This is a genomic window from Coleofasciculus sp. B1-GNL1-01, assembly GCF_040220235.1.
GTDB lineage: Bacteria > Cyanobacteriota > Cyanobacteriia > Cyanobacteriales > Coleofasciculaceae > Coleofasciculus.
In genome coordinates, this window is sequence record NZ_JAVJTO010000144.1 from 1 (window position 1) to 7,015 (window position 7,015).

At 46.4% G+C, this 7,015-nt stretch carries 2 protein-coding genes and 2 pseudogenes; 3 read left to right on the plus strand and 1 reads right to left on the minus strand.

Translation table 11 applies throughout. The annotated features are described in order from the left end of the window. The 3 genes and pseudogenes from RID53_RS32580 to RID53_RS32590 form a co-directional block, all read left to right on the plus strand. Positions 1 to 562 (plus strand): annotated as a pseudogene (locus RID53_RS32580) (RNA-guided endonuclease IscB); the annotation flags it as partial. Between the two features lie 160 nt (positions 563 to 722). Then, positions 723 to 4,799, plus strand: a complete 4,077-nt coding sequence (locus RID53_RS32585; protein WP_446392046.1) for a PAS domain S-box protein — start codon at positions 723 to 725, stop codon at positions 4,797 to 4,799. Positions 4,800 to 5,477: 678 nt separating this feature from the next. After that, entirely contained in the window at positions 5,478 to 6,671 is a 1,194-nt protein-coding gene (locus RID53_RS32590) for a calcium-binding protein (protein ID WP_446392047.1), read from the plus strand. A gap of 108 nt (positions 6,672 to 6,779) precedes the next feature. On the opposite strand, the pseudogene RID53_RS32595 reads toward RID53_RS32590, so the two are convergent. After that, positions 6,780 to 7,015: pseudogene (locus tag RID53_RS32595) on the minus strand (hypothetical protein); the annotation flags it as partial.

Below are 7,015 nucleotides of genomic sequence, written 5' to 3' on the forward strand. Positions count from 1 at the left end.
TGAAACCTTTATGACAATGGTGAGGTGGCGCTTAACACAAGAAGGTCAGCACAACTCAACTTTCGGCTATATCACCAAGGGTAAGCGCCGGGAGCTATCGATAGAGAAGTCCCACCACAATGATGCTTTTGTCATTGCTGGCGGGAGAACTCAACCTCGCGTAACTAGACCTTTGATGCTCGAACAGATCCGTCGTAACAAGCGGTCTCTAGAGCAATTCTACGATGCCAAGTATCGCGACCTCAGAGATGGGAAAATCCGCTCGGGTTCAGAACTCTCTTCTGGTCGTAGGACAAGGAATATCAATCTTAACAGCGAGAATTTGAGGCAGCATCGCGCTCACAAGGCAAGCGCTGGACGCCGCTCTATCAAGAAAAAACGATATCCCTATAAACAACACGACTTAGTTCTGTTTGAGGGAACTATATATGAAGTAATTGGGATGCAGAATTTAGGCGCTGGTGTAAAACTCAAAAACTATCCTGGAGTAAAAAACAAAGTAGTTAAACCTTCTGCTGTAAAGCCTATTCGCAAGCGAGGAGGGCTGTGTGAAGTTGTTTAGTAATTTGGATAATTTGAGGACTCAAAGTCCTCAAATCATCCCACCTATCAATCCCAGCGCCGCCTTTCAGGACGGCGTGGGGCTTCCGGTGTTTTTTGCTAAACTAAGATGCTCCCATCGAGTTTGAGTAATCACAAGTTTGGTCAGAAGGAGTTAACTAATGAAGGAAAAAAACAAGGAACCCAACACCCTTCTTGATCAAATTGTGGCATTACAACAACGAGTGGGCGAGTTGGATGACAAGGTTAATCATTATGAACAGCAACTGGCGCAGGAACGAGAGACGCGCCAGACGGTGGAAACCCGCTTACAGAAAACCGAGGAACGCCTGTCTTTGGTACTGCGGGCGACAAAAGATGCCATTTATGAGTGTGACTTAGAACAGGGTATCATTAGCTGGAACGCAGCATACAATGAATGTTTAGGGACTCGCCCACAGTCAACGGCATATTCCTGGGAATGGTGGATTGAACACCTACATCCCGACGATCGCGAAGAGGTTGTTGCCAGTTTCCAGGAAGCACTCGCGGGTACAGGCGATCGCTGGATGGCGGAGTATCGGTATCAAAAGACAGATGGTAGCTATGCCCATATTTTAGATCGCGGTTCTATTCTACGGAATCAAACCGGGAACGCTATCCGGGTAATCGGTACATTATTCGACGCCACCGCCCAAAAACAAATTGAAGCTGAACTACGCCAGCAGCAAGAATGCTTACATCTTGCCAACGAACGATTCCAATTTGCCGCCCAAGCCGTCAATGCCCTAATTTATGATTGGCAGATTACCACGAATCGAGTAGAACGAACCGATGGACTGACCAGCATTTTAGGCTATTCCCTCAGCGAAGCCGAACCCACTGTCAACTGGTGGCGCGATCGCATTCATCCTGATGATGTGGAACGAATGGATCAGGAGACAGCAACAGCGTTGAGTCAGGGGGATTCCTATCAAATCGAATATCGGGTTCTGCACAAAAACAATCACTATATTCCAATCTTGGATCAAGGATTGGTTGTTTCACGAGATGATCAAGGACATCCGATTCGTGTGATTGGTAGCACCATCGATATTCGCGATCGCAAAGCAACCGAAGCTACCCTCAAACAACGGGAAACCGATTTGCGCTTAGTTGCGGATGCGGTTCCGGCGCTAATTGCTTACGTGGATTCCGATTGTCGTTACCGCTTCGTTAATCGCGCCTTTACCACTTGGTTTGGAGATTCAGCCGAACATCTGATCGGTCAATCTGTGGCAGATTTTGTGGGTTCAGAAGTCTATGAATACATGCGTCGGGATATCGAAACTGCCTTAGCGGGTGAACCGATCAACGTAGAAATGTGGATGCCGTTCAAAGATGGAGGATCACGCTACGTTCGTCGCCAGTATATCCCAGATATTGACCCGCAAGGTCATGTCAAAGGCTTCTATGCCTTCATTAACGATATTACCGATCTCAAACAAATAGAAGCCGCCTTACGGGAGAGAGAACAGCGCTTTAGTACCTTGTTTAATGGCATGGAAGACTGGGTACTCGTCTATCCCCTCACTCCCGACAATCAACCCGGACAACTCATTGAGGTGAATGAACAAGCCTGTAAACGGTTAGGCTATACCCGCCAAGAACTCCTCACCTTATCGGTTACGGATATTTTGGACATCCCCTTAGCCGATCTTCAAGTCAGTTTCCAGAAATTGTTGCAGGAGAAACGAGTTGTTGTCGAATCGGTACATCGGACTAAAGACGGTCAACGCATTCCCGTTGAAGTCAGTTCCACCCTATTTATGCTGGATGGTTTGCCCACCGTTCAATCCATCTGTCGAGACATTACTGAACGTAAACAGGCAAAGAAAGCGCTACGCCGCAGTGAAGAACGATTTCGGGTTGCCCAAGATCTGTCCTTAGATGGGTTTACTATCCTCAAAAGCCTTCGCAATCCCGCCGGAAACATTGTTGATTTTGAGTGGATCTATGTCAATCCCACGGCGGCAAAAATGCTACATCATTCGGTTTCCGAGTTACTCGGTCAACGCCTGCTTAATATCCTGCCAGGGAATCAAACCAATAGTGACTTATTTGAACGCTATGTCAACGTCGTAGAAACCGGAACCCCCCATGATATCGAAGTGCGCTACGAATCCGAAGGAATTGTGGGCTGGTTTCGCAACATGGCGGTCAAATTAGACGATGGCGTCGCCATTTCCTTTAGCGATATTACCGAACAAAAACAAGCCGAGTTCGCACTACGCAAAAGTGAAACGGTTCTCAATGCCTTTATTGCCAGTTCCCCCATTGGCATGGCATTTTTTGACCATGACTTACGCTATCTTTATGCCAATGAAGCCTTAGCCACAATGAATGGAGTCCCCCTGAGTCACCATTTAGGTCATACTCTCTGGGAAGTCGTGCCACAGATGGCACCTGAATTTGCGCCCATACTGGATCAGATCTTACAGACTCGCCAACCGAGGCTGAACTTTGAGTTTAGTGGTGACGTTCAACCCGGTATTTATCGCCATGCTTTAGCCAATCACTTCCCCGTTTGCCTACCCGATGGTGAACTCTTGGGAGTCGGTGTCACCGTGATGGAAATTTCTGAACTCAAGCGGGTAGAAGCCGCTTTACGCATGAGTGAAGCCTTTGCCCACGCCAGAGTGCAAGAGTTAGAAACGTTAATGGAAATTACCCCAGCGGCGCTTTGGATTGCCCATGATCCTCACTGTCATCAGATGACGGCTAACCATACTGCGTACAATTTAATGCGGATGCCACTAGGTTCCGTGACAACCGCAACCCCTGCTGATGATTCCCATCCCCTGCCCTTTAAACAATACAAAAACGGACAAGAATATATCCCCGAAGACTTACCGATGCAGCGTGCAGCCAGAACCGGACAAGAGGTTGTCGATGAAATAGAATTTGTCTTTGAGGATGGAATGGTGCGCTTTCTGTATGGCAAAGCTGTTCCCCTGTACCACGACTCCGGTGAGGTGCGCGGCGTGATTGGTGCATTTGTGGATATCACCGAACGCAAACAGGCAGAACGGGAGCGTGAACAACTTCTAGCACGAGAACGTGCCGCCCGTAAAGAGGCAGAATCTGCCAACCGGATTAAAGATGAATTTCTGGCGATTTTGTCTCATGAGTTGCGTTCTCCCCTGAATCCTATCCTGGGATGGACAAAGCTACTCCGTACTCGTCAGTTCGATCAAGCCGCCACAGATAAGGCATTGGCAACTATTGAACGCAATGCCACGATTCAAATTCAGTTAGTGGATGACTTACTCGATGTCGCCCGAATTCTGCGCGGAAAAGTTTCTCTGACTCGTCATCGGCTTGATTTAGCGATCACAATTAAAGCCGCAATTGAAACAGTGCAGTTGGCGGCGGAGGCGAAATCGATTCAAATTCAGACGCATTTTATCGGTAAAGTGGGTTTGATTGATGGGGACTCTGGGCGGTTGCAACAAGTGGTGTGGAATTTACTCTCCAATGCGGTGAAGTTTACCCCATCCGGGGGACAGGTTGAGGTGACATTGGCGGCGGTGGATGGCTTTGCCCAGATTACGGTAAGCGATACAGGTATCGGAATCTCTGCCGATATTCTTCCTCATATTTTCGACTATTTCCGTCAAGCAGACAGTTCCATGACGCGCCAATTTGGGGGATTAGGATTAGGACTCGCGATCGCACGTCATATTGTAGACTTACATGGTGGCATAATCCAGGCAGAAAGCCTAGGAGAAGGACAGGGCGCCACGTTTACCGTGAAATTCCCCCTGCTTCGAGCTCAAAGGGAACCCAGGCAAAATGATACCCCTGCTTGCCAACGCCAGCCAAATACCCCTCCCCTGCAAGGAATACGAGTCTTATTTGTCGATGATGAAGCCGACACACGAGAACTGATGGGGGTTATTCTGCAACAAGCTGGGGCAGAGGTGATGACAATGGCATCGGCACCGGAAGTGTTGTCACAGTTCAACCAGTTAACTATTGATATCCTGGTGAGTGACATTGGTATGCCCCAGATGAATGGCTATGATTTATTGCAACAGATTCGGGGTATGTCCTCAAGCCAAGCCCAAATTCCGGCGATCGCATTAACGGCGTATGCGGGAGACTCCAATCAGCAAAAAGCCCTAGCCGCCGGATTTCAGCAACATCTACCCAAGCCTGTTGACCCCAAGGATTTGATTCAAGCGATCGTCCGGTTAATGAAACAGAGACATAAATGATTTCTATTACATTAAGGGTGGGCATTTGTCAATCTGCTTTAAGGCTGATTCTATGAAATATCTGTAAAGATTTCCGGACAATTTTAAAGAGTTGGCAAACTCTCCGGATTTTTCACCCATTGAGCGCCATTGGCTGATAAAACTGAATACTATAGAAACCTAAGTGTTGAGCCAAGCCGTTTATTTAATCATGCCAACTCATCCCAAATAAAGCCGTAACCATTATTACAACAATTAAAGTTTGGCTGACTCTACAGGGTTAACGACAAGAGTGAACCCTTCAGATTAATGGTTAGCAAATTAGAGAAAAAACTGTCTTTTCTCGATAAATATTAATGCAAGTTTGTAGGTAGATGAATTAGCTCTCCCTAAGGGGAGAGTTTTTTGTTTTTATAAACAGTTTAACTTCACAAAAACTTTATAGAAAGTTTATTTTAACTTTATTGATCTGCGTAAAAATACGGTTATAGTTAAATTGTGGTCAGGAAAAAACAAAACGAACCTTAAAATCACAGTCGTTTGAAGTAATTTTTCGGAGACTATACCGAAACAATAGCAACCACCAAAAATATAGGTGGTACAACGTTTCGCAATCATCCTCAATCAGGATATTACCTCCTGATTAATTTAAACGAGGGTATCATTTTCAAACCAACTATTTACGAAGGAGAAAATCTGATGGCTGTACAATTTACAACAATTATCGCTGATACAACAGGTAGTACCAGTTTGTTCGATCCCGATTTTTATGGTATTTCCTTTGATCAGGGTCTGCCGAACACATATATCAAGTCAGTTACCTTCGATCTAAGCGCTGGGGGAGATGCGGATGCAAATTTTGATCCGTCTCAGCGTTTGTCTCCAGTAGACCTTGTGGGTTTAACGGCTAGCGATATTTCTTTTTCTCCTGATAGTGGATTCGATTTCCCAACTGTAACCATCAACTTTGCTCCCGACTCCTTTGGTGTAGGTGATTCATTCCGCTTCTCAATAGACACAGACAGTCTTTCTGGTGGTTCAGGTATTTCTTCTAACAGTGGTGGTGCTTTCGGACTGCAGGATGTTTCCTTTGAAGTAACCTTGCAAGATGGCACCTCTTTCGTCTCCACATTTGATACTGTTAGTTCTACTCAGTCTATAGCTGAAATCAGCACCCATGAATCAATTGTGGGAACCTCAGGAAATGATCAACTCAACGGCACATCAGCTAACGAGTACATCCAAGGTCGAGCGGGCGATGATACGATAAATAGCAACGGCGGCGAAGATTTTCTCTTTGGTAACGCAGGTAACGATACAATTGCCGGAAGCCACGAGAGTGATTATATCGATGGTGGCGCTGATGACGACCTTCTCTACGGTAACGGCGGCGGCGATACCATCTATGGTAGAGGTGGCGATGATGGTTTATACGGTAGTTCTGCTTCGGATTATCTCGATGGTGGTAATGGTGATGACACCCTTTACGGTAATGGCGGTCGAGATATCCTTATCGGTGGTCGTGGTGATGACTTAATCTACGGTGGTTCATGTCCTGATTATATTCTCGGTGGCCAAGGCGACGACATCATTTACGCCAATGGTGCCAATAATGGAGCAGATTACATTGATAGTGGTGTTGGTCAGGATACCATCTGGCTGGGTCACGGTGATGCCGATGTCGTCCTCTCACAAGGAGTTGGATTCGATGTGATTAATAACTTCCAGCTTGGTCAGACATCTCTAATCGTTAGTGATGTGGATGCGTTGAGTTTCGCTGATGGTGCAAATGGTGCAGAAATCCGTCAAGGCGGCGACTTGTTAGCCACCGTGAGTTGGCAGTCTGCTAGCACATTTGCCAATAACGCGAATGACATCTTTGTCGCTGCCTAGATATTTGGTCTGATGTTTTAGTCTTTCTTAGTTTGCATATTAGTCTAGTCGAACCAAGCGGGAGATGCAAAGTATCTCCCAATTTTTTTTGTCTCAGTCTTTGTCCGACTACTTAGAGGCTGCTGAATAAGTCTTGTGGTGGGGAGAGGCAATAGGGAATAGGGAATGGGCAATGAATGGTTTCAACATCTCGACTTCGCTCAATGTTGACCCTCTGTCGAGGTAAAATTTGGTGCTGTTGTCGGCGAAAATTCCAGGATGCAAGACGGTTATAGTGTAAAAACCTGGCACTTGTTGGGTCGAAAAATGGCTGGAAACCCTTATCTGGTCTACCTTACACGCTT

Excerpts from the sequence above, each read along its gene's own strand:
- RID53_RS32585 (WP_446392046.1), top strand. The coding sequence starts at position 723 with ATGAAGGAAAAAAACAAGGAACCCAACACCCTTCTTGATCAAATTGTG.
- RID53_RS32590 (WP_446392047.1), top strand. The coding sequence starts at position 5,478 with ATGGCTGTACAATTTACAACAATTATCGCTGATACAACAGGTAGTACC.